The 23,027-nt window shown below is 70.5% G+C and carries 24 protein-coding genes; 12 read left to right on the top strand and 12 right to left on the bottom strand.

All coding sequences use genetic code 11. The features are described from left to right. The first annotated feature begins 181 nt into the window (after nucleotides 1–181). The 3 genes from IT293_18815 (at nucleotide 182) to IT293_18805 (ending at nucleotide 2,156) form a co-directional block, all read left to right on the top strand. Nucleotides 182–472, top strand: coding sequence for an AbrB/MazE/SpoVT family DNA-binding domain-containing protein (locus IT293_18815; GenBank protein MCC6766716.1), 291 nt, complete (start codon nucleotides 182–184; stop codon nucleotides 470–472). Further along, a complete protein-coding gene (locus IT293_18810) occupies nucleotides 453–656 on the top strand; it encodes a hypothetical protein (protein ID MCC6766715.1) in 204 nt (67 codons plus the stop codon). Before IT293_18815 ends, IT293_18810 begins: the two co-directional genes overlap by 20 nt. Nucleotides 657–1,043: 387 nt before the next feature. Further along, entirely contained in the window at nucleotides 1,044–2,156 is a 1,113-nt protein-coding gene (locus IT293_18805) for a hypothetical protein (GenBank protein MCC6766714.1), read from the top strand. Nucleotides 2,157–2,174: 18 nt separating this feature from the next. On the opposite strand, the gene IT293_18800 is transcribed toward IT293_18805, so the two are convergent. From IT293_18800 to IT293_18785, 4 genes are all read right to left on the bottom strand, one after another. Then, complete coding sequence (locus IT293_18800) at nucleotides 2,175–2,975, bottom strand: DUF3943 domain-containing protein (GenBank protein MCC6766713.1); 801 nt, start codon at nucleotides 2,973–2,975, stop codon at nucleotides 2,175–2,177. A gap of 177 nt (nucleotides 2,976–3,152) precedes the next feature. Next, nucleotides 3,153–3,806 (bottom strand): 2-hydroxychromene-2-carboxylate isomerase, encoded by a 654-nt coding sequence (locus tag IT293_18795; GenBank protein ID MCC6766712.1) that lies wholly within the window; start codon nucleotides 3,804–3,806, stop codon nucleotides 3,153–3,155. Nucleotides 3,807–3,854: 48 nt separating this feature from the next. Beyond that, on the bottom strand, nucleotides 3,855–4,907 hold the full coding sequence (locus IT293_18790) for a hypothetical protein (GenBank protein ID MCC6766711.1): 1,053 nt from the start codon (nucleotides 4,905–4,907) through the stop codon (nucleotides 3,855–3,857). Between the two features lie 14 nt (nucleotides 4,908–4,921). Continuing rightward, entirely contained in the window at nucleotides 4,922–6,541 is a 1,620-nt protein-coding gene (locus IT293_18785; protein ID MCC6766710.1) for a HEAT repeat domain-containing protein, read from the bottom strand. 198 nt (nucleotides 6,542–6,739) lie between these two features. Here IT293_18785 and IT293_18780 point away from each other — a divergent pair, with 198 nt between their 5' ends. Next, a complete protein-coding gene (locus IT293_18780) occupies nucleotides 6,740–7,333 on the top strand; it encodes a DUF2652 domain-containing protein (protein ID MCC6766709.1) in 594 nt (197 codons plus the stop codon). Nucleotides 7,334–7,677: 344 nt separating this feature from the next. Further along, the gene (locus tag IT293_18775; GenBank protein MCC6766708.1) at nucleotides 7,678–8,070 is read left to right on the top strand and encodes a hypothetical protein; all 393 of its coding nucleotides are present in this window, start codon (nucleotides 7,678–7,680) and stop codon (nucleotides 8,068–8,070) included. Between the two features lie 69 nt (nucleotides 8,071–8,139). On the opposite strand, the gene IT293_18770 is transcribed toward IT293_18775, so the two are convergent. The 3 genes from IT293_18770 to IT293_18760 all read right to left on the bottom strand — a co-directional run bounded on the left by IT293_18770 (nucleotide 8,140) and on the right by IT293_18760 (nucleotide 13,889). Then, nucleotides 8,140–9,039, bottom strand: a complete 900-nt coding sequence (locus IT293_18770; protein ID MCC6766707.1) for a hypothetical protein — start codon at nucleotides 9,037–9,039, stop codon at nucleotides 8,140–8,142. A 66-nt stretch (nucleotides 9,040–9,105) separates the two neighbouring features. Further along, the gene (locus tag IT293_18765; protein ID MCC6766706.1) at nucleotides 9,106–11,079 is read right to left on the bottom strand and encodes a glycogen debranching enzyme family protein; all 1,974 of its coding nucleotides are present in this window, start codon (nucleotides 11,077–11,079) and stop codon (nucleotides 9,106–9,108) included. A gap of 95 nt (nucleotides 11,080–11,174) precedes the next feature. Then, nucleotides 11,175–13,889, bottom strand: coding sequence for a glucosidase (locus tag IT293_18760; protein MCC6766705.1), 2,715 nt, complete (start codon nucleotides 13,887–13,889; stop codon nucleotides 11,175–11,177). Between the two features lie 194 nt (nucleotides 13,890–14,083). On the opposite strand from IT293_18760, the gene IT293_18755 reads away from it, so the two are divergent. From IT293_18755 to IT293_18730, 6 genes are all read left to right on the top strand, one after another. Continuing rightward, on the top strand, nucleotides 14,084–14,932 hold the full coding sequence (locus IT293_18755) for an RluA family pseudouridine synthase (protein ID MCC6766704.1): 849 nt from the start codon (nucleotides 14,084–14,086) through the stop codon (nucleotides 14,930–14,932). A gap of 112 nt (nucleotides 14,933–15,044) precedes the next feature. Beyond that, the gene (locus tag IT293_18750; GenBank protein MCC6766703.1) at nucleotides 15,045–15,833 is read left to right on the top strand and encodes a TVP38/TMEM64 family protein; all 789 of its coding nucleotides are present in this window, start codon (nucleotides 15,045–15,047) and stop codon (nucleotides 15,831–15,833) included. A 47-nt stretch (nucleotides 15,834–15,880) separates the two neighbouring features. Further along, the gene (locus IT293_18745) at nucleotides 15,881–16,384 is read left to right on the top strand and encodes a hypothetical protein (GenBank protein MCC6766702.1); all 504 of its coding nucleotides are present in this window, start codon (nucleotides 15,881–15,883) and stop codon (nucleotides 16,382–16,384) included. 7 nt (nucleotides 16,385–16,391) lie between these two features. Next, on the top strand, nucleotides 16,392–17,180 hold the full coding sequence (locus tag IT293_18740; GenBank protein ID MCC6766701.1) for an alpha/beta hydrolase: 789 nt from the start codon (nucleotides 16,392–16,394) through the stop codon (nucleotides 17,178–17,180). Nucleotides 17,181–17,292: 112 nt separating this feature from the next. Continuing rightward, on the top strand, nucleotides 17,293–18,630 hold the full coding sequence (gene mgtE, locus IT293_18735; GenBank protein ID MCC6766700.1) for a magnesium transporter: 1,338 nt from the start codon (nucleotides 17,293–17,295) through the stop codon (nucleotides 18,628–18,630). A 129-nt stretch (nucleotides 18,631–18,759) separates the two neighbouring features. Next, on the top strand, nucleotides 18,760–19,002 hold the full coding sequence (locus IT293_18730) for a hypothetical protein (GenBank protein MCC6766699.1): 243 nt from the start codon (nucleotides 18,760–18,762) through the stop codon (nucleotides 19,000–19,002). Nucleotides 19,003–19,181: 179 nt separating this feature from the next. Here the strand turns inward: IT293_18730 and IT293_18725 are convergent, their stop codons facing one another. The 4 genes from IT293_18725 to IT293_18710 form a co-directional block, all read right to left on the bottom strand. Beyond that, a complete protein-coding gene (locus IT293_18725; protein MCC6766698.1) occupies nucleotides 19,182–19,832 on the bottom strand; it encodes a response regulator transcription factor in 651 nt (216 codons plus the stop codon). A gap of 214 nt (nucleotides 19,833–20,046) precedes the next feature. Continuing rightward, nucleotides 20,047–20,742 (bottom strand): hypothetical protein, encoded by a 696-nt coding sequence (locus IT293_18720; protein MCC6766697.1) that lies wholly within the window; start codon nucleotides 20,740–20,742, stop codon nucleotides 20,047–20,049. An 11-nt stretch (nucleotides 20,743–20,753) separates the two neighbouring features. Continuing rightward, nucleotides 20,754–21,698 (bottom strand): lysophospholipid acyltransferase family protein, encoded by a 945-nt coding sequence (locus IT293_18715; GenBank protein MCC6766696.1) that lies wholly within the window; start codon nucleotides 21,696–21,698, stop codon nucleotides 20,754–20,756. Between the two features lie 5 nt (nucleotides 21,699–21,703). Then, nucleotides 21,704–22,270 carry a ferritin-like domain-containing protein gene (locus tag IT293_18710; protein MCC6766695.1) on the bottom strand — a complete coding sequence of 189 codons (567 nt, stop codon included), beginning with the start codon at nucleotides 22,268–22,270 and terminating at the stop codon, nucleotides 21,704–21,706. A 177-nt stretch (nucleotides 22,271–22,447) separates the two neighbouring features. Between IT293_18710 and IT293_18705 the strand changes: the two genes are divergently transcribed. Then, a complete protein-coding gene (locus tag IT293_18705) occupies nucleotides 22,448–22,651 on the top strand; it encodes a cold shock domain-containing protein (GenBank protein ID MCC6766694.1) in 204 nt (67 codons plus the stop codon). Between the two features lie 42 nt (nucleotides 22,652–22,693). Here IT293_18705 and IT293_18700 read toward each other — a convergent pair whose 3' ends face one another. Beyond that, complete coding sequence (locus tag IT293_18700) at nucleotides 22,694–22,879, bottom strand: alcohol dehydrogenase catalytic domain-containing protein (protein MCC6766693.1); 186 nt, start codon at nucleotides 22,877–22,879, stop codon at nucleotides 22,694–22,696. Nucleotides 22,880–23,027 lie beyond the last annotated feature (148 nt).

Genomic DNA, 23,027 nt, shown 5'->3' with positions numbered 1-23,027 from the left:
CTGAAAATCTGCGTGTCGGCGGTTCAATTCCGCCCCTGCCCACTTCCGATTCGTCGTCTTCTTCGTGAGTTGCGCGCGCCGGTAACTCGACGACGTTCTCGCGAGGAGCGGAGGATACGCCCTTCGATGGAAACGCCTCCTCGTCAGCTCTCCCCGTCAAGCAAGTCCGCAGTAAGACTGTATGGCGACAACCGCACAAAAAGTGGGGCCGAAGTTCCAAGTGACGATTCCGAAGAAGGTTCGGGACGCCCTCGGCATCAAGGCCGGGGATCTCGTCGAGACCTCGCTGACGCGCGAAGGCGCTGCCCTCATTCGTCCGGTGGTCCTCGTGCATCGAAAGGTCGACCTCGGCAAGCGGCTTGAGGCCGCGGAGGCGGACGTGAAGGCGGAGCGGACGGTCGGTCCTTTCAAGACAGCACGTGCCGCGATGAACGCCCTCAACAAGCGGGTACATGCGCGTCGAGTTCACTGAGAGGTTCATCGCCTCCTACATCGCCGCCCCGCCCGAGATTCACAAAGCCTTCGGCAAGCAACTCGCGCTGCTTCTACGCGACTACCGTCACCCGTCCCTGCAAGCGAAGAAGTACGATGCCCAGCGCTGGCAGGCGCGCGTGACCCAGGACAGCCCTTGCCTACTAGACCCCGTGGGACGTTGAGTGAACCGCGGTGAAATCTATCGGGTTCGACGCCCGCCCGGCAATGATCCGAAGCGATCGCGCTGCTTCGTCGTCGTCAGTCGCCAGGCCCTGATCGACTCGAAAGCAGCACGCGTCGTTTGCGCTCCCGTCAACACCACTTACGTAGGGCTGACCACCCAAGTGCCGGTAGGATTGGACGAAGGCCTGAAACCCCCCTCGTGCATCAGGGTAGTGACCAACTCTTTACGCTCGATAAGACGGCGCTGACGGATTTCGTCGCGTCACTATCGACGGCGAAGCTGCGCCAGCTACGAACCGCCCTGCGTATCGCTCTGGCCGTGGAGTAGGTCACGAGAGATCGGCAAGGGTCCCGATATCGCTTGCAGGCCGCGGCTTCCCCAACGTATGAGCACCCTGCGCCGGGCTCCGGTCCGGTCCTCCGGGAACTGTCTGTTGAACTACCGGTCCCTCATCCCGATCCTCGTTGCGGCCAGCGTGGTCGTCTGCTCGCCCTCCTTGGCGTTCGCTGATGGGTCCTCGGAACAGCCGAGCACCAGCGCAGGAACAGCGCGGCATATCGTGCTCCGCCCGGGCGAGAGCCGCTTTCGGATGCTGCCGCTGACCAACTACGTCAACACCGCCTTCGACACGGCGCAGGTCTCGCGCGCCTTCAGTCAGCGCGACTACTGGCACAACCACGAGCGCGTCATCGACCGTATCGCCGATCCGATCGACTCGATCGAGGACGACGGCGGCTGGGACCATCTGGTCAACCAGGAGCTGCTGTCTCCCCACGTCCTGCCCAACCTGACGCTTCACCTGCTCGGCAACGGCTACGATTTCCGCGCCCTGGCCGAGTGGTTCGACGAACACGACGTGCCGTTCGCCTACTTCTGGGCCTTCCTTGCATCGTACGCCGGCTATCTCGGCAACGAAGCGATCGAGGTCTCCAATCCGGAGGTCGACGCGACCGACAGCATCGCCGATCTGTATTTCTTCAACCTGCTCGGCAACCTCCTGTTCATCAGCGACACGGTGACGGACGTCGTCCACAACGACATGCAATTCCGGAATTGGCCGGGGCAGCCGGTTTTCGACGTACGCCACCACAAGATTCTGAATGCCAGCAACAACTACCTCATGCGACCGCGAGTCTTTGGTGAGAAGGTCCGGCCCTTCCTCTACTTCGGCCTCCAGTACTTCGGAGGCGTCAGCGTGTTGCTGCCGTCCGAGAAATCACTCTCCCTGGGCGTCGGTCTGGCAACGGTGGATCCGTTCGCGGACTCCATTTTCGACAAGGTGCGGCCGTCCGGCGGCGTCTACTGGGATGACCACGATCGGCTGCTCGCGTCGATGACCTTCAACGGCACCGACGACTCGATCGTGCGGCTCAACCTCTACCCCGACATCTTTCACTTCCGGACACTGGATCTCGGCGTCTTTCTCGGCGTGGCCGGTGACGGCGTACCGACCTTCGGTATCGCGATCCAGAAGCTGTTGGCGTTGGGGTTCAGCTGACGGCGAGACCGAAAGCACTCAAAACTGCATCGTGAGCATCACCCTCGCTTGATCGGGTCCGACGTCCAGCGAGGAACCCACCGTCTCGACCGTCGCGTCGCTCGCGCGATTCAGGAACGTCTTGCCAATGTAGCGATGGAGCGCCTCGACCGGGTCGACGAGAATCAGCAGCGCATCGCGTCCCACCGACGGACGCCACTGCGCGATCCGACGCCGCGTCTGGAAGCGGACCTCGCCGAGGACGCTACCGATGGGCGACGCTGTGAGCAGGTCCTGCTTGCTCGGCCGCTCGGCCCACGCCTCGAACAGATACTCCCACCCGACGGAGACGCCGGTCGAGAACAGAAAACTCCCGAACGGGCCGTAGCCCCGGTTCCGCACCGTCAGGTACGCCTCCGCGCCCATGATGGGGTGGAGCAGGTAGTTCGACACGACGCCGTCGGTGTCCCACACCGGGGGTCGGGTCCATGCGTCGACGAAGTGGTCGGCCGAAACCGTCCCCGTATTCACAAAGGAAGGGTCGATCATGAACAACGGAATCGTCAAGGCCAGGCACGTCGCCCACTCGACGGTCGGGACCCAGAGATTGTGGCGAGCGGGGTCCGGCGGGATCGTGAGCCAATCCAGCTCGCTTCGTGCTTGGGCCTCCCCTTCGGCGGGCTCTCCCGATTGCTCGAACCCGGAGTCGGCCGGGGAAATGGGCCCGAGGGCGGCCGCGCCGGGGCTTCCGGGGAGGACGTCCGTATCGACCGCGTAGACCGGCGTCGCCAGGGCGAGCGCACCCGCGAAGACGGCGGAGGAGATGCCTCGAAGACTCATTCAATTCGCCTCGATTCCGTGGACAGCGTCGTTGGGCCGATCGCGCACCGGCGCCGGAACTTAGCTGATGGTCACGGGGACTGCGATAGCCGATCGAGGAATGCCGGGTGAGAAGCCGCGCGCCGGCGATCATGCGAAGCTGAACGGCAGGGCCTCGACGACGTCGCCGGCGCCGCGCTACGTGCGCGGCGCGAGCCCGTGCTGCCGCAGGCGCCACACCAGGAGATCGATCCGGTCCTGGCCGAAGAACGGCTCGCCCCGGAAGACCATGGTCGGCACGCCCCAATGCCCGGCGGCACGATGGTCCTCCTGGTTCTGCGCGATCGCGGCATCGAGCGCGGCGGTGTCGCGCGCGACCGCGGCATCGAGCGCCGCGAGCTCGAGCCCGGCGCGCGCCGTCGCGTCGGCGAGGTGCGCGCCCTCGTGCCAGTTCTCGATCTTGCCGTTCCAGATGACCCGCGAGACCTCGTCGACGAAGGCGAGGCCGCACCCGCGGCGCGCCGCCTCGACGCCGAGACGCGTGAGGCGGTGGATGTAGGGCTGCTCGGCGGCGACCTGGCGCGTCGCGTAGTCCTGCACGATCGGGTCGGGGCGCGGCCAGCCGTAGTCCAGCCCGAGGTACTCCGCGAGCCGCTGGGTGTCGCGCATCAGATACGGCGGCCAGAGCGGGTTCACGGTGTCGAAGAAGCCCGGGATGCGGACGGCGATCGGCAGCACCGGCCGCACCCGGACATCGAGGTCGTACTCGGCGGCGAGCCGCACGAGTCGCGGCGTCGCGAGGTAGGAGTACGGGCTGCGGAAGGACCAGAAGACGTCGATCGAGAGCGTCATGGGATCTCCACGCGACGGACGTCGATCGAGAGCGTCATGCCCCCTCCGCTATCCGTTCGGCGCGCGTACCGCCATGACCGGCGGCGGGTCGAGGAGCCCCCGCGCCTCGACGAAGTCCGCGACGGCGGCCGCGAGCGCGCGGTTCCCCGCCGGGGCCAGGTGCGGATCGTCGCGGAAGAAGAGCGGCCTGAGGTCCCCCACCGCGCGCAGCATCGCGTCGGCGGCGGCCAGCATCGGGATCCCGGCCTCGGCGAGCGCCGGTGCGAGCGGTCCGTAGGGATCCGGCGCCGCGGCGGCGAGCGCCTTCTTGCAGGGCATCAGCACGACCGCGAGCGCCGCGCGCTCGGCCGCGGCGCGGCGCGCCAGGTCGGCGAGCTCGAGGCGCATCTTGCGGTACGACCACGCGTCGAGATCGGCGACCGCCGGCCGCGCGCTCGGCGCATCGTGCCACTCGATCGAGGCGACCAGGAGATCGAAGACGCGGCTCGTCCGCACCGCCGCCGGCACGAGGCCGGCGAGCGAGCCGAGCCGGTACATGCGGGTCGCGCTCGCCGGTCGACGTACGAGCCGCTCGCCTTCGACGTCGTAGAGGGACGACTCGTAGTTGTCGGAGACGTCGGAGCAGTGCACCCCCGCCAGCACCACATCCGGCTCGAGTGCGAGGCCGTCGCGGAGCGCCCACGTGTAGGCCTGGTCGGTGTTGTAGCCGGGGACGCCGGCGTTCAGTACCCGCACCTTCCGGCCACGCCCACGCAGCAGCTTCTCGACGACGGCCGGGTAGGCCTCGTCGTCCTGGACGCCGTGGCCGTACGTGAACGAGTCGCCGATCGCGAGCACCCGCACCTCGCCCGGCGCCTTCACTCCGACCTCGCCGCCGCGGAGCCCGAGCGCGTTCGTGTGCGACACCTCCGTGAACTCCGGCGACGACCAGGCGACGACGTTCGCGGGCCGCAGGCGATAGACCAGGTCGGGGTCGAGCTCGAAGCGCGCCGCCGAGCCGGCCGCCATGCTCGGCACGAAGGCGCGCAGGCCGGCCTCGACGAGCCCGAGCCCCGCGGCGACCGAGACGATGGAGAGCGCGAGCCTGCCAGCGAAGCGCATCCGGCGCGCGCGCCTCAGGCCGACAGCAGCTCGAGCTTGTTCTTCGCCGCCTTGCCGATCTTGGTGCGCGGGAACTTCTTCGCGAGGTGCGCGAGCACGTCCTGCGCGATCACGACCCCGGCGGCGTTCGTCTCCGCGAGGGCGAAACCGGTCGCGTAGAGCTCGTCGGCGTCGAGCGCACGTTCCTTGCGCAGACGCGGCCCGGTGGCGAAGCCGGCCGCTTCGATCTCGAGCAGCACGTCGAGCGCGGCGTCGGGCCGGCGGATCGGGTGGTCGAGTCCGCGCTTGCGCGTCTTGAGGAGCGCCAGCGCCAGTTGGTAGCCGTCCTCGGCGTCGCTCCCGGGGATCTCGCGAACGACCGTCCGCAGGCGCGCGGCATCACGTGCCCGCCCCGTGCGCAGCAAGCTCGCCGCCTGCTTCCGGAGCGTCTCGGCCGTGAACTCCGGCGCGGTCGTGCGAAGGAAGTGCAGGAACGCGCCCTGGATGCGGTCCTCGGCCTCGAAGGCCTTCTGCCAGCGCTTCCAGATCTGCTCCAGGGTGGGCCGCCGCCACGGCACGTCGTAGCGAATCAGCGTCTCGGCCATGGTGAAGGCGGCGCTCGCGTCGGCGGCCTCGACGAACCGCTTCATCAACGCCTGGCGCGCCTCGGGAATCTCGCCGAGCGAGCGGGCCGCCGAGCGGCGCACGGCTTCCGCGTCGTCGAGGCTCGAAAGGAGCGCGCTCACCGCCTTCGGCGCCTCGCTCGCGCCGAGCTTCGCGAGCGCGAACGACCGCACGGCCACGTGCGGGCTCTCGCGGAGCCCGAGCAGGAACGCCTGATCGCCCTTGCCGAACTGGTGCGACTCGAGGAGGTCGAGCGCCGGACGGACGACACGCGGGAAGTCGGCGTCGGAGAGCATCGGCGCGATCTTCCCGAACTCCTTGGCCTGGAGCTTCTCGTGGCGGAGACACGCCGCAAGCGCCCGCAGCGCCTCCGCGCGGAGTTCGGCGCTGTCGCCGCGCGTCGCCTGCGCGAGCAGCCACACGCGCGCCCCGGCGAGCCCGAGATTCGCGAGCGTCCGGATGATCGCCGTCGTCGCGATCGGGCTCGCCGCCACCGCCGGCCGGGTCGCGGCCGCGAGCACGTGCTCGAGGAACTGCCCGCGCGCCTTCTCCGCGAGGTCGCGAGTCCGCTTGTGGAGCGACTCGACGGCGACCCGCACGAGTTCGTGATCGCCGCGCGCCGCGAGCTCGAAGAGCGCCCGCACCGCGGGGCCGGTCCCGATGCCGCCCAGCACCTCGACGGCGCCGGGCAGCCAGGTGCGCGGCGCCGTCTTGCCGAAAGCCGCGATCGCCGGCACCGCCGCGCCGCCGAAATCGGCGACCAGCCGACGCGCGCGCTCGCGGATCCCCGGATCGGACGTGTCGAAGAGCGGAACCAGGGCCGACAGCCCGTCCTCGGGGCGGAGCCTCTCGAACCAGCGGAGGGCGTACTCCTGGAGGACGGTCGGGCTCGCGACGGCCGCGGCGGCGACGGCGCGCGCCTGGGGCGCGGAGATCCCGAGCTCGGCGAGCATCATCATGGCGGCGGCCCGGCGCTCGATGTTCTCCGGGCCGGCGGCAAAGGCGACGAGGGTGGCGGCGGTCTTGTCCATCGGGGCTCCATCGGTGGAGATAGAAAAAGGCGCAAGGTCGCACGAAGTCGGCCCGACCGCAATTTTCGCCAAGTCCGGACCCCGCCCCTTCACTAGGAGTCACATGCGCAGCTGGGTTCGTAGCCGGAAGCCACCTGTGCAAAGGTTCCTGGCACCGCGTGGAACGCTGAACGGCATCGAGCGGGAAAGGAGGACACCGTGCAGACGACCAAGAGCGGCTTTCTCATCCTCGCCGACATCTCGGGTTTCACCGAGTTCCTCACGACGACCGAGCTCGAGCACGGGCCGCCGATCATCGCCGAGCTGCTGGAGGAGGTGATCCGGCGGATCGCGCCACCGCTCGAGGTGCACGGGATCGAGGGCGACGCTGTCTTCGCGCTCGGCCCAGACGGCAAGGTGCTGCCGCCGGCGAGCCTGCTCACGATCCTGCGCGACGCGTTCGCGGGGTTTCGCGTGAAGCAGCGCGAGCTCGCGGCCGACGACAGCTGCGAGTGCCGAGCCTGCCGCGGCGTCGACAAGCTGCGCCTCAAGGCGATCGGACACTACGGGCCGTTCGTCGAGTACCGCGTCGGCGGGCACGCCCAGATCGCGGGTCCGGACGTGATCCTCGCCCACCGCATGCTGAAGAATCGCGTCGAGGCCGTCTCCGACTACGCCCTCCTCACCCATCCCGCCGTGACCCACATGGACGTCGACCCGGGGCGCCTCGGCCTCGTGCCGCACCTGGAGCGCTACGAGCATTTCGGCGACGTCGAGTGTTGGGTCGACGACCTGGCGCGCGCGGCGGAGTGAAGCGCGACGCCGCGCGGCCGCATGGCGGGTCACCGCGTGCGGTCGCCGTTGCGGTCGCGTCTCCCACCCACGCGCTCCTACGCCCCCTTACAGCCCCGAGAATCCACGCGAGGTTCACGCATGTGGCCAGGCCTGCCACCCGATCCCACCCGCGCCCCGAAACGCCCGACCCGATGCCGGACCGCGGCAGCCGGCGCCACCGTCTCCGGGACCGCGCGCCCGGCCGTCCGTAGCACGATCGCGCTTCTCCCCACGCCGCGTCCCCGGCTTGCCGATCGACGGGGGACCGCGCTATCTGCCCGCCGCATATGGTCCCTACCGGCACCCTCCGCGCGATACGACGGGTGGCGCGCTACGCGCTCGTGGCCGCCCTCGCCGCCTGCTCGAAGCCGTCGCTCCCGGGCGACCTCACGGTGGCCGACATCACGACCGGCCGCGAGCTCGCCTCCGACGGCCGCATCAGGGACGACGCGCGTACGAACATGTTCTGGACGACCGACACGTTCTACGTCGCGGTGCAGACCGACGGCTCGGCCGACAACGTGACGATGGTCGCGCGCTGGTCGGGCCCGGAGAACGCCAAGGCCGAGGTCAGCAAGACGCTCTCGCCGAAGGGACCGACGACGACGACCTTCGAAGCGCCGCCGCCGGACGGTCGCTGGCCCGCCGGCGACTACCAGGTCGAGATCCTGGTGAACGGCGGCTCGCAGGGCACGCGCGACCTGAACACGCGCTGACGCCCCACCGCACGGGGAGGACGACCGCGCGCTGCGTAACGCCGGCTCTCCGGGCGAAGCAGATGGCTTTCAGCGAGCCGCGGCGCTGCAATCCTTACGGCAGTTCATGAGCCGCGTGTTGCATTCGCCGCCACGCTTCGACTCCCGCACCCGGCACTGATCGTACGCATCTCCGCACTGCTGCAGGCACGGCGTCGTCCCCGGCTGCTCGCACTGCACGAAGAAGCAACCGAGCGTTCCCCAGAAGCCGCGCTCCGCGGGCTGCGGATGCGCCGCCGCCGCCGGCGCGGCGGCCGCGGGAGCGGCCGGCGCGGCGACCGCGGGCGCCGCGGACGCGGGGACCGCGGCCGCGGGCGCGACGGCGGCCGGCGGCACCGCTTCGCCGTACGCCGGCACGCTGCCGGCGGGACGCTCGGCCGCGGGCGCCGGGCGCTCGTTCGGGACGGCGACCGGCGTCGGGCTGATGGGCGCCGGCGCAGCCGGCCCCTCGATCCGGGGACCGCGCTTCACCTTCTTCGGCGCGACCGCCGCGGGGGCGGCGCCCGCCGCGGCGCCACCGGCCGCCGGTGCGCCCGGCGCACCCGCGACCGCGGGCTCCGGCGGCTTCGGACACGCCTGCTCGCACCGCACGTCGTCCGCGGCGCACTTGCCGCCGCCCTTGTTCTCGGGACGCCGGAGACACTTCTGATACGCGTCCCGGCACCGGTCGATGCAGCGCTGGTGGCTCACCGCCGTCGGGACGGCGGGCTCCTCGATCGTCACGAACGGGCATGCGTTCTTGCAGCGGACGATGTCGATGTTGCAGCGCTCGTTCGCCTTCGGGCTCGTGTCCTTCTGACACTGCTCGAAGGTGAAGTTGCAGATCTCGAGGCACTTCTCGCTGCGCTGCCGCCGCGCCTCGGCGCCATGCGCCGCATGTCCCGACGCGAGCAGCACGGCCCCCGCCACCACCGCCGCCACGATTCGCATGCTGGGTGACGTACCAGCGAGCGTCCGACTCGGCAAGGACCGTGCCGTCGCGTCGCAGCGCGCCGCTCAGGCCAGCACGACACGGTCGAGTCGGAGCGCTTCGCCGACCGACCACGCCTGGAACGGGCAGCCGCGCGGCGTGTGCGGCGGATCGCCGTCGGCGATCTCCGACACGTGGCCGAGGCCGGCCTCGTCGAGATGACGCCGGAGGGGCGCGAGGAAGCGCTCGCGCGCGGTACGCTTCACCTCGGGCGTCGCGCCGCGTACTCGCACCCACGCTTCCACGAACGCCCCGAGCAGCCACGGCCACACCGTCCCCTGGTGATACGCGCCGTCGCGCTCGCGGACACCACCCGCATAGCGCCCGACGTAGCCGGGCTCGCCGGGCGCGAGCGAGCAGAGGCCGAGCGGGGTCCAGAGCCGCGCCGCGACCGCGTCGACGAGCCGCCGCGCGCGCTCGCCTTCGAGGAGCGCGACGGGCAGGCCGCCGACGGCGAAGATCTGGTTCGGGCGGAACGCCGGATCGACGGCGCCCGGGCGATGATCGCAATCGACGACGTCGAAGAGCCCGCCCGCCTCCTCGTTCCAGAAACGGGCGCGGAAGCTCGCGCGCCCGCGCGCGAAGGGTTCCCGCCAGCGCTCGGAGTGGCGGCTCCCGACGTGCAGCGCGTTCAACCAGAGCGCCTGCACCTCGACGGGCTTTCCGATCCGCGGCGTAACCACCCGGTCGCCGATCTTCGCGTCCATCCACGTGAGCTGCACGCCCGGCTCGCCCGCGGCGAGCAGGCCGTCGGCGTCGGCGCGGATCCCAAAGCGCGTGCCGTCGGCGTAGCCGGCGAGGATCGCGTCGATCGCCGCGCGCAGGCGCTCCCGCTCGTCCGCCGGCACGGGCTCACCGGCCCCGGCGCGCGCCGCGACGTACTCGTGCGCCGCGACCACGTACCAGAGCGCGGCGTCGACGGCGTTGTACTCGGGCGCGTCGCCGCGATCGGGAAAGCGGTTCGGCAGCATGCCCCGGCTCACCGCGTCGGCCCACGCCAGCAGGATGCCGCGCGCGTCGTCGAGCCGGCCGGTCGCGAGGCAGAGGCCGCGGAGCGCGACGAAGGCATCGCGGCCCCAGTCGGTGAACCACGGGTAGCCCGCGACGATCGTACGGCCCGCGCCGCGCGCGACGAGGTACGCGTCAGCGCTCCGCTCCAGGCGTCTCGTGAAGGCGGCGCGGCGGCGGCGCTCGACGGCGCGGAGCTCGCGCGCCCGCGCGAGCGCGGGGGATGTCGCCTCCCTCGCTTCGTCACCCGCAGCGGCGAGCAGCAGCACCGCCTCCTCGCGGTCGAGGTCGAAATGGAAGACGCCCGGCGCCGCGAGGTCCTCGACGCAATCGAGGCCGCGCGCGCGCTCCTCGGCGTAGAGGAAGCTCCGATACCAGTCGCGTTCGTCGACGTAGCGGCCGTTCGACGTCGCGACGACCGCGGGAACGCCGGCATAGGGCCGCCAGCGCACGCGCTCACCGGCGACCTCGGCCGTGAAGTCGAAGCGCGGGTTCTCGCGGTGGAGCGCATGATAGTCGCGCCCGGAGAGGAACGGCCGGACGCTCAGCGTGACGGACCCGGATCGCGCGGTCGCGGACGACGCATGTCCCGGCTCGAGAACCGGCCCGCGCGCGACCAGCCGCCACGCCACGAGCACGAGCGGCGTACCGTGCCGGACGACGAGCTCCTGCTCGACGACCGTGCCGTCGTCGAGGCGATACGTCCAGCACGGCCACGGGTCGGGCGCGAAGGCGACGAGGCGGCGCGCGCCGTCGGGGTGTACGACGTCCGGCGTGTATCGCTGCGCGGAGAGCGCCTCGCGCCGCGCGCCGACGGACACCCACGCGTCGAAGCCGTTCACCAGCACCATGCGCCCGGTCGGCGGGGTCGTCGCCGTGAGCAGGAGCGCATGGTAGCGGCGGGTCCGCACGCCGCAGACGGTGCCGCTCGCGAAGCCGCCGCACCCGTCGGGCTCGAGCCACTCGGCGTCGTCAGGATACCGCGATGACATTCGTGATGGCCTCGGCGGGCGGATCGAGATCCGGGGCTTGGATCGGCTCGACCGCGCGCCGTCCGGAGAAGATCGCGACCGCTCGCATGGGGATGTCATCCGCCCTGCGCGACGCGCCCGTGGGACGCCGCGGCGGCCTTCTCCTCGGCGTCCTGCGCCTCTCGTCGCGCCAGGTATTCGATGCCGCGCACCGCCAGAGCGGTCCACCCGGTCTGGTGGCTGGCGCCGACGCCGCGCCCGTCGTCGCCGTGGAAGTATTCGTGGAAGAGCACGAGCTCGCGCCATGCCGGGTCGTCCCGGAAACGCGGGTCGTCGCCATGACAGGGCCGCCGGCCCGCCGCGTCCGGCAGGAAGATCGCGGTCAGGCGCCGCGCCAGCTCGCGCGCGACCTCGGAGAGGTTCAGGAAGCGGCCGGAGCCGGTCGGACACTCGACCTTCAACGTATCGCCGTAGAAGTGGTGGTAGCGTTCGAGCGCCTCGACCAGCAGGTAGTTGAGCGGCATCCAGACCGGACCGCGCCAGTTCGAGTTGCCGCCGAAGAGGCCGGTGTTCGACTCGCCCGGCGTGTACGAAACACGATGCTCCTCGCCGCCCGCGTGCAGCACGAACGGGTGCTCGCGGTGGTAGCGCGAGAGCGAGCGAACGCCGTAGGGCGAGAGGAACTCCTGCTCGTCGAGCACGTACTTGAGCACCCGCTCGAGACGCTCGCGCGACGGGATCGCCAGCAGGCGGTGCCCGTGGCGATCGTCGCCGGGCGCCTCGAAGTAGGAGATGTACTTCGCGAGGTCCCGCCGGTTCTCGATGAACCAGCGCATGCGCTTCGCGAAGCCGGGCAGGCTCTCCACGACCTCGGCCTCCAGATTCTCCGCCGCGAAGAGCGGGATGATGCCCACCATGGACCGGATGCGAAGCGGGACGTTGCCGCCCGCCAAGTGGAGCTGGTCGTAGTAGAAGCCGTCCCGGTCGTCCCAGAGGCCGCTTCCGCCGAGGCTGTTCATCGCGTCGACGATCGCGATGAAGTGCTCGAAGAATTTCGACGCCAGGTCCTCGCAGGCGGGGTTGTCGCGCGCGAGCTCGATCGCCATCGAGAGCATCGTCGTGCAGTAGAAGGCCATCCACGCCGTGCCGTCGGCCTGCTCGAGGTTCCCGCCGGTCGGCAGCGGCCGCGAGCGGTCGAAGACGCCGATGTTGTCGAGGCCGAGGAAGCCGCCGCCGAAGATGTTCTTTCCCTCGACGTCCTTCCGGTTCACCCACCACGTGAAGTTGATGAGGTGCTTCTGGAAGACGCGCGAGAGGAACAGTCGATCACGCGCGCCGCGGCCGCCGGTGATCTTGTAGACGCGCCACGCCGCCCACGCCGAAACGGGCGGGTTCACGTCCGCGAACGCCCATTCGTAGGCGGGCATCTGACCGTTCGGGTGCGTGTACCACTCGCGCGACATCAGCACGAGCTGCTCCTTGGCGAAGTGCGGGTCGACGCTCGCGAAGGGAATCATGTGGAACGCGAGGTCCCACGCCGCGTACCAGGGGTACTCCCACTTGTCGGGCATCGAGATGACGTCCCGGTTGTACAGGTGGACCCAGTCGTGGTTGCGGCCGGTGCGGCGCGCCGGAGGCGGCGGGGGCTGCGACGGGTCGCCCTCGAGCCAGTCACGCACGACGTAGTGGTAGTACTGCTTGGTCCAGAGGAGGCCCGCGTAGCCCTGGCGGATCACGCGGCGCTCCTCGTCGCCGAGGCGCGCGGGCGCGCGGCCCTCGTAGAAAGCGTCGGCCTCACGGATGCGCTCCGCGAAGATCTCCTCGAAGGCGGCGCCGAACGGCGTGCGCGGCGCCTCGTCGGTCGACGCCAGACGCGCTCGCAGCGTGACGCTCGTTCGCGCCGGTACGTCCAGCCGATGGTGCGCCGCGACCTTGGTGCCCACGCCCGCCGGGTTCACCGCGTCACGCCGGCCACCGACGACGAAGGCGTGGAACGCGTCCTTCACGTAGGGCGTCGCGTTCCTCCCCCCGAACAGGCGCTCCTGATCAGTTTCGTTCTCGGTGAAGAGCAGCTCCGGCGCGCGGCCGTCGTGGGGCTCCAGCCAGAAGCGCATGCGCTCGAGCGACGGATGATCGGCCTCGACGGTGCCGTCCTTCACCTTTCGGATCTTCCCCTTCGGCCAGTAGCCCTCGCCCGTCCGGCCCCACGACCACGTATTGCGGAACCAGAGCGTCGGCAGGAGGTCGAGGCGCGCGGCGTCGGGACCGTGGTTCGTGACGGTGATGCGGATGCAGAGGTCGTTCGGTCCGGCTTTCGCGTACTCGACGAGGACGTCGAAGTAGCGCTGCGCGTCGAAGACGCCGGTGTCGGCGAGCTCGTACTCCGGTTCGGCGAGGCCTCTCCGTCGGTTCTCCGCGACCAGCGCGGCGTACGGGAAGGCCGCCTGCGGGTATTTGTAGAGCGCCTTCATGTACGAGTGGGTCGGCGTCGAATCCAGGTAGAAGTACTGCTCCTTCACGTCCTCGCCGTGGTTTCCCTCGGGGCCGGCGAGCCCGAAGAGACGCTCCTTCAGGATCGGGTCGCGGCCGTTCCAGAGCGCGAGCGCGAAGCAGAGGCGGCACTCACGGTCGCAGATGCCGAGGAGCCCGTCCTCCCCCCAGCGATAGGCGCGGCTGCGCGCGTGGTCGTGCGGGAAATAGTCCCAGGCGGTGCCGTGCTCGGAGTAGTCCTCGCGCACCGTGCCCCACTGGCGCTCCGAGAGATACGGCCCCCAGCGCTTCCAGTTGCGGATCCGCTGCGCGTCTTCGTCGAGGCGGGTCGCCTCGTCCATGGCGGTCGTGTCCACTCGCGTCGGCCTCCTCCCGGATGATCACGCGGAGCGCGTGTCCGTCGGAATCCCGTACCATCGTCGCGGTCGAAAAGCCGAGCGGCGCGCCGGCGAGCCGCCGGCGAATCGGATGCAACACAGCACGCCGCGACCCGACGACACGCGCGGGGCGTCGCGGGACGTGGTACACGGCCCGGATGCCCACCCTCGCCGACCGCCTGCGGACGCTCTTTCCGGACGCCTCGGGCGTGAGCCGCAAGGATTGGATCGCACGCGGGCGGGTCTCCGTGAACGGCACCGTCGTCCGCGACGGCCGCAGGGAGGTCGCCGCCGCCGACCGGGTCCGGCTCGGGGCCGAGACCGTCGCGCGCGTCATCCTCCCCCGCCCGCTCCGGCTGGTCCACGAGGACGCGCACGTCCTCGTCGTCGAGAAGCCCGCCGATCTCCTCACCATCGCGACCGAGACCGAGCAGGAGCGGACCGCGTTTCGGATGGTGTACGGCTACCTCGCGTCGAAGCGCCCGCCGGTCCGCCCGCTCATCGTGCATCGCCTCGACCGGCAGACCTCGGGTCTCATCGTGTTCGCGAAGTCGGTCGCCGCGAAGCGCGAGCTCCAGCGGCAGTTCGCCGCGCGCACGGTCACGCGCGAGTACGTCGCCGTCGTCGAGGGCCGCGTCGTCCAGGATGCCGGCACGCTCGAGGACCGCATCGTGCAGAGCAACGCCCTCCGCGTCCGGCGCGCGCGCGGTCCGGAGGAAGGCGCGCGCGTCGCCGTCACGCGCTACCGCGTCCGCGACCGCGGCCAGACCACGACGCTGCTCGACCTGACGCTCGGCACCGGCCGCCGCCACCAGATCCGCGTCCAGCTCGCCGCCCTCGGCCACCCCGTCGTCGGCGACAGGACGTACCATGCGAAGACCGACCCGATCGGCCGCCTCTGCCTCCACGCGACGGCCCTCGCCTTCGTCCACCCGGACACCCGGAGGACCGTTCGCTACGAAAGCCCGCTGCCCGCCGCGTTCGCCAGGGCGCACCGCCGGAAATAGGCTGCACGCGGCGTCACGGTCGGAGTGCGCGCTTCGATGCCGCGCCGCCGCCGGCCGGCGCGGTGGCAAAGGATCGCCCGGTGCGCTAGCGCGGTCCGGTGGCGGTCCTCCGGTGAAGAAGCGCGCGGCGCGCATCCCCAGGCGCGACGCGGCGCCGGACGCCGACCACCGCCGCGGCGGATCGCGCGTTCTGCGGGCCGCCGCGGGACTCGCGCTGCTCGTCGCGGGCGGCGTGCTCGTGTGGCGGGCCGGCGGCGAGACCCCGCGCTTCGCGGCGTGGGTCGCCGAGCAGGGCGCGTGGGCCCCGCTCTTCTACGTCGCCGGCTACGTCGTGCTCACCGTCGCTTTCGTGCCCGGCGCCCTGCCGACCATGGCGGCGGGCGTGGTCTTCGGGCTCGGCCCCGGCACCGTCTACGCCTTCCTCGGCGAGGTGCTGGGCGGCGCCCTCGCGTTCTGGCTCGCGCGATCGGTCGCGCGGCCGCTCGTCGAGGCGCGCCTCGCGCGCTCGCTTCTCTTCGCGACGCTCGATCGCGCCGTCAGGCGCGAGGGCCGCCGCATCGTGTTCCTGCTGCGGCTCTCGCCCGCGATCCCGTTCAACGCGCTGAACTACGCGCTCGGCCTGTCGACGGTCCGCTTCGCCGACTATCTCGCGGCGTCGGTCGGCATGCTCCCGGGAGCCCTCCTCTACGTCTACTACGGCAAGCTCATCGGCGACGTCGCTGCGCTCGCGAGCGGCGCCGAGGCTCCGCGCAACGCCGTGTACTGGACCGCGACGCTGCTCGGCCTCGGCACGACGATGGCCGTGAGCGTCGCGCTCGCCCGCGCGGCGAGACGAGCGCTCCGCGAGGCGGGTGCCGGCACGGCGCCGCGCGTGGAAAGCGGAGCGCCGTCGCGCGCTTGACTACGCGCATCGAAACGGGAAAGACAGCGCCCGCATTCGATTCCCGCATGGCGCATCCCACCGGACAAGAGATACGCGAGGCCGTCGGCATCGTCGCCGAGCGCATGGGGTACGGCAAACTCTACGACCGGCTGGTGCAGCTGAACGCCTTCGTGTCGCGCCGCCGCCCACCGACGCCGGCGCTCCTGGCGGATCGTCTCTACAACCTGAGCGGGGGCCTGCGCCGCAACGTGCCCGCGACGATCGCCTTCCACACCGTCTGGGCCGAAGCCATCGGGCGCGCGATCGGCGAGGAACACGACAAGACGCTCGAGGGCATCGCCGACCGCATCAACGCGACCCTCACTCCCGACGAGCACGGCATCCAGCCCGACAAGCAGGTCGACCTCGCGGCCGCGCTCGACGAGTACGAGCGGGTGCTGGTGGGCGTCGTCGGCCCGGCGGCCGCCCGGCTCGACATGATCATGAAGGCGGTGCCGGCCGTCGCCGACGCGGTCCGGGCGCGGCCGCTGCCGGCCGCAGCGCCGGCCGACGCGCCCGCGTCGTCGTAGCGGCGCCATGCCCCGCATCCGGACCGGAGCCGTCGAGCTCGCCTACGACGAGGTGGGCGACGGCGAGGTGGTCGTCTTCATCAGCGGCACCAGCCTCGACCGCACCGCGTGGGGGCCGCAGGTCGCCGTCTTCTCCGACCGCTACCGCTGCATCACGATCGACAACCGCGACGCCGGCGAGAGCACGCAGGCGAGCGCCGCGTACACGCCGCGCGACATGGCCGCGGACGTCGACGGCCTGCTCGCGGCGCTCGACCTCCCCGCCGCACACGTCGTCGGCCACTCGCTCGGCGGCGCGATCGGCCAAGAGCTCGCCCTCGCCGCACCCGACCGCGTCCGCACGCTCACGCTGATCGGCAGCTGGGCCCGCAACGACGAATACACGCGCGCCCTCTTCCGGACATGGAAGCGCCTGCGCGCGACGCTCGACACGGCCGCCTTCCTCGAAGCCATGCTCCTCACCGGCGTCGGCCACACCTTCCTCAACGCGATCGGCCTCGAGCCGATGGTCCGGCTCTTCCTGAGCGCGCCGCACCCGCAGAACGCGGAGGGCTTCTGTCGCCAGGTCGACGCCGACCTCGCGCACGACACGCTCGACCGGCTCGGCAGGATCCAACCGCCGACGCTGGTGCTCGCCGGCGACGAGGACAAGATCTTCCCGGCGCACCACCCGCGCCAGCTCGCGGACGGCATCGGGGCCGAGCTGCTGGTGATCCCGGGCGTCGGCCACAGCCCGGCCCTCGAGAACGCCGCCGCGGTGAACGCCGCGCTCGAAACGTTCTTCGCCTCGCACTGAGCCGAAAGCGGACGCCCGGCGGCGGCGCCCGGCGCTCGCGACCGCCGGCCACTGTATCTTGCGGAGTCCTGTGCTACGCGGTGGGGATTGATCCGCCGCGAGCCGCCGACTCATGACGAACCTCGAATCGACCGACCACCTCGTCATGCTCGCGGAGATGGGGCGCGAGGACCAGGTGCAGGAGGCGCTCCGGCGCCTGCACCCCGCTGACGCGGCGGAGCTGCTCGATGCGCTCGAGGAGGACGACCTCCGGGCGCGTCTTTTCGCGCACCTCGACACCGCGCAGGCGGCCGCCGTGCTGAGCCTCCTCGGCGATCAGTCCCGCGAGACGCTCCTCGATACGCTCCCGGAGCACCGGCTGCGCGCCTTCCTCACCGCCCTCGAGTCCGACGATGCCGCCGACCTCCTCGCCGAGCTGCCTCGCGCCCAGGTCGAGCGTCTCCTGCGGGCGATCCCGCCCCGGCTGTCCGCCGACGTCCGCGATCTCCTGCGCTACGACGAGGAGTCGGCCGGCGGCATCATGCAGCGCGAGTTCGTCGCGCTGCCCGCCGAGGCGACGGTCGACGACGCGATCGACGCCGTGCGCCGCCGCGCCGCCGACGTTCCCGACATCCACAACATCTTCGTCGTCGACCCGCAGCAGAAGCTGATCGGCGTGCTGCCGCTCCGCCTCCTGATCCTCGCGAACCCGCGCACTCCGCTCCGCAACATCATGCAGGCGGACCCGGTCGTCGCGCACACCGGGATGGACCAAGAGGAGGTCGCGGGGCTCTTCAGCAAGTACGATCTGCTGTCACTGCCCGTCATCGACGCCTCCGGCCGGCTCGCCGGGCGCATCACCGTCGACGACGTCGTCGACGTCATCGAGGAAGAAGCGTCCGAGGACATCTACCGGCTCGCCGGTCTCGGCAACGAAGCCTCGGTGCACGAGTCCGTGCGCGACTCGGTCCGCCGCCGCCTCCCCTGGCTGATCGTGAACCTCGGCACCTGCTTCCTCTCGGCGAGCGTCGTCGCGTTCTTCGAGGGGACGATCCAGAGCCTCGCGATCGCCGCCGCTTTCATGACGATGGTGGCCGGAAGCGGCGGCAACGCGGGCGTGCAGACGCTCGCGCTGGTGGTACGCGGGCTCGCGCTCGGCGAGCTCACGTTCATGAACGCCCGGCGGGTGCTCGTGAAGGAGCTCATAACGGGCGCGCTGAACGGCCTCGCGCTCGGCATCATCGCGGCGATCTTCGCCTACCTGTGGAAAGGCGTCCCGCTGATCGGCCTCGTCGTATCGCTCGCGATCCTCGGGAACCTCTGCATCGCGGCACTCGTCGGCGTGGCCATCCCGCTCGGGCTCAAGTGGTGCGGCATCGACCCGGCGGTCGCGTCGGCCGTCGTACTCACGACCTTCACCGACTGCTGCGGCTTCTTCTTCTTCCTCGGCCTGCTGACCCTGCTGCGGTAGCCGTCCTTCCCGGGCCCGCGCGCGGCCGCTCCCCGACCTGCCGTACAGAAATCGCCACGAACCGCACATTATTGGACGATCGACGGGTCCCGCTGCGGCAATTCGCATGAGAAATCGCGGTTTCCGCGAGTGGCCCGCATCCTGCTCATTCCCCCGGGCAACGACTACGCGCAGCCCAAGGAGGGGCGGATGAGCCAGCACAAGACGGGTGAGGGAACGCGGAAGCCGGCGAAGCGGTTGCTCGCCACGGGGCGCAAGATCAACGGCACCTGGGAAGTACGCACTTTCATGCGCGTCGGCGCCGCGAACGCGGCGGCGGGTAGCGAAACCTTCTGGGAGCGCTGGCGCTGGAGCAATCGGCACGCAAGCTGACCGCGCGCAACGAAGTCACCGCGTGCTCGGCGCGGTGCGGTGGGGTGGTGGTGGGAGACGAGAGGGCGCGCCCGAGTGAGCCGCACGGGGGGAGAACTCGCGCGGTCGTCGGCGGCCGATGAGTCCAGGCGGCCGAACGACAAGCGCGCGCCCTGTCGTACCACGTCCGACGGGCCGCGTTACTGGACGATCCCCTTGCGGACGGCGAAGCGAACGATCTCCGCGGTATTGTGGAGGTCGAGCTTGGCCATGACGTGCTTGCGATGACTCTCGACGGTGTTGATGCTGAGCGAGAGGATGCGCGCGATCTCCTTGTTGGTCTTGCCTTCGGAGATGAGCTGGAGCACCTCGCGCTCGCGACCCGTGAGGCGTGAGAGCGCGTCCTCGTCCGCCGTCGTGTTCGGCTCGTTCAGGTAGCCCGCGAGCAACACCTTCGAGACCGAGGGGCTGAAATACGAACCGCCGCGGGCGAGCGACTTGACGGCCTTGATGAGGTCGAGATCCTCGGAGTCCTTGAGGAGGTACCCTTTCGCACCGGCCTTCAAGCCCTGACGCACGTACACGTCGTCGGAGTGCATCGAGAGGATGAGCACGCTCACCCCCTCGGTACCCTTCGTGATCTGGCTCGTCGCTTCGATGCCGTTCGGACCCGGGAGCCCGATGTCGATGACGACGACCGTCGGCCTGAGCCGCTTCGCGGCCTCGACGGCGCCGCGACCATCGCCCACCTCGCCGATGATTTCGATCTCCGGATCGGACTCCAGGATCTTGCGCAGCCCCTGACGGACGACGGTGTGGTCATCGGCGAGAAGCACGCGCGTTTTCGCCATCGGTCGGGCCTCCCCTGGGATGATCCTCGGTACCGACGCCGGCGTAGCGCCGCATGCGGGACGGCGACGGCAACGTCTCCTCACGCCATGACGTGAGTGCCCGCCAAGCTAAACCGCAGGGCATACCGTTTCAAGACGAACCGCTCGGGGCGCGTCGTCTTGGCGCGACTCGACGCCGCACCCCCCCGACGACCTGTCCTTCGCCGTCGTTCGGCTAGTCGTCGGAGACGACGTCGCCGTCGTCGGCGGCGAGGTCATCGTCCGAGGCGAGGTCCGCGTCGTCGACGAGCTGCCGCTCCTCGAACTCGTCGAGCGCGCCCGCCAGAAGGTCGTCACCCGCGTCCGCTGCGTCGAGCTCTTCGCTCGCCGGGATCACGAGCGCGAGAGACTGCTGCACCTCGTGCACGTGGACGAGCGGCTCGGCGGCGCGGCGCTCGCCGACCGCGAGCTGCTGCTGGAGCCGGAGGATCGTCGCGTCGCGCTCCGCGAGCTGACGCTCGAGTTGCATGGCGCGGAGCTCGTGGTGACGGAGCATGCCGATCTCGCGGACCGCTTCGGTGAGCCGCCGCTCGAGGCCGTTCCGCTCACGCTGGAACTTGCTCTTGAGCGCGGCGATCTCGGCGCTCTCGACGGCGGGGGCCTTCGCCGCGCCCGCCTTCGGGGCCGGCTTCGCGGCCGCGCGCCTGGGCTTCGCGCTCGCCTTCGGGGCGGCGACTGCTCTCGGCTTCGCGGCGACCTTCGGCTTCGTGGCGACCTTCGGCTTGGCGGTCCTCGCCTTCCCGACTTTCACCGACGACGTGCGCAGAGCGGGCTTCTTCGGAGCCGCCTTCTTCACGGCGCGGCCGCGCGCGGCCGCCTTGGCGCGCGTCGCGGCGGCGCGCCCTCCCTTCTTGCGCTTCGTCGTCGCCATCGCTCGCCTCCTCAAGCCTCGTAGATCTCCGGCTCGCCGAGCGGACGCGTGCGCCAACGCTTGTGCGTCCAGAGCCAGTGATCGGGGTGGTTGCGGATCATCGATTCGAGTACGGCCGTGCAGCGCTGCGTGAGCTCGCGCGCCGCCGAATCGCGGTCCGCCATAACTGGAAACTCCACGCGAGGCAAGAAAACGACGTGATGACACGCGCTCGTCCCGTCACGCACCAGGAACGCGGGATAGATCGGTGCTCCGTTGCGGAGCGCGATCCGTGCCAGCCCGTCGCTCGTACTCGCGGGGAGACCGAAGAAGTCGACGAAGATGCCGGCACGACGCGACTGGTTCTGGTCGAGCGGGAGGACAACGATCGCGCGCTCCCGGAGCGCGCGGAGCACCGCGCGGGCCGCCTCCTGCTTGCGGAAGAGCCGTGTGCCCCCACCGCTCCGCAGACGCTCGATGAACCCGTCGACGAGCGGGTTCTTGATCGTCTGGTGCACGAGCGACACCGGGTGCCCAAGCAATCCATAGGCGTACGCGAAGAGCTCCCAGTTGCCGAAATGTCCGGTGAGAATCATGACGCCGCCCGATTGCAGATGGGGAACGATCTCGTGGTCCCAGATGCCGCCGACGTCGAAGCGAAGGGTCTTGGCGAGGTTCCGTGCGTTCAGATCCGGCAGGTGCGCGCACTCGGCGACCATGCGACCGAGGTTGCGGTAGCTCGCCACGAGGATCGCCGCGCGCTCGGCCTCGCTCTTCTCGGGAAAGGCGATTGCGAGGTTGCGGAGGCCGATCCGCCGGAGCGGCCGCGCGATCCGGATCACCGACGCCGCAACCCCCGCCGCGAGCCGCATCGCGGCCGCGAGCGGCAGCGCCCCGAGCGTTCCCGTCACGAGACGCAGCCCGACGTACTCGAGGCGATGGCGGAGCCGCCGTCCGCGCCGGCGCGATCGAGACACGGACGCTAGGACGCCGGGGTGTCGGCGACCGAGAAGCCGAAGGTCGTGCGCTCCTTGCGCTCGAGGTCGGCGAACACCCGGCGATCGACCTCGCGATAGCGCGCGAGGAGGTCGTCGACGCGCGACGCGGCTGCCGGCCCCGCGATCTCGCGGAGCTTGTGCTCGATCCACGAGAGGTGCCACCTCTCGTCCTTCGTCACCTCGTGGAGCACCGCGAGCGTCTCCGGATCGACCCCCGGCGCGGCCGCGTGCGCGAGGTAGCGCGAGAGCGCGCGCTCCTCGACGACGATCGTGAGCGCGAGCAGCTGCTCCAGCGTCCGCGGGATCCCCACCTCGAGCCCGATGCGCCGCTGGTAGCCGTCGTCGACCTTCTCCGGAACGCCGCCGAGGTCGCTGATGCGCTTCGTCCAGAGCCAGGCATGCCGCACCTCGTCCTCGAGGTGCTTGGTGAGCTTCACCTGCGCGCCGCCGTCGTCGTTCATCCGCTGCAGGAGCTTCAGGAGCAGCGTCGCTCCGCGCAGCTCGGCATCGCGGTAGTAGCTGAACAGCGTCACGAGGCGGTCCGACGACATCGGGGCGCTTATAAGTGAGGCGGTGCGGGGAGACAACCGCCGCCCTGCGTCACAAAACCTGCGCCGTTTCAGTGCGAAATTTCTTGCCCGCCGATTCCCAATCGTGTTAATCGCGACCCCGTTTCGGCGCCCGCGCGAGCTCGGTCGCACGGGCGAGGCTCTAGTCAGGAGGATCTCGTGCCCACTGGGAAAGTGAAGTGGTTCAACGCGCAGAAGGGATACGGCTTCATCACCGGCGACGACGGTCAGGACGTGTTCGTGCACTATTCCGCGATCAACGGCTCCGGCTTCCGCTCCCTCCAAGAGGGCGAGAGCGTCACCTTCGAGGTCGCGCAGGGACCGAAAGGCCTTCAGGCCGCGAACGTCACCAAGCCAGGCTGATCCCCTCGGCGCGACGCCGCGCATCACCTCCGGCGTCGGTCGTCACGGAAACTCGTGCCCCATGATCGTGTCGGCGGGCATCCCGATCCCGTACTTCGCCGCGTGCAGATCCGACCCGCAGATCCCGCAGTCGCGAACGCGCAACAGGATCTCGCCCGGCTCCGGCGCGGCGTCGGGAACGGACTCGAGCTTCAGGACCCCCGGCTCCTTCAGAACGACGGCACGCATGGGTCTCGTGTGTAGTCCGGGCGCGGACGATTGACCATCCGCGTGCGAGCCTCTATGGTCTCGCCCTCACCCGCCGTTCCACCCACCACGCCACCCTAGCTCAGCTGGCAGAGCAACCGATTCGTAATCGGTAGGTCGAGGGTTCGAT

The organism is Deltaproteobacteria bacterium, from assembly GCA_020848745.1.
Classification (GTDB): Bacteria; Desulfobacterota; Binatia; order UTPRO1; family UTPRO1; genus UTPRO1.
This window is presented reverse-complemented; position numbering and strand designations above follow the sequence as displayed.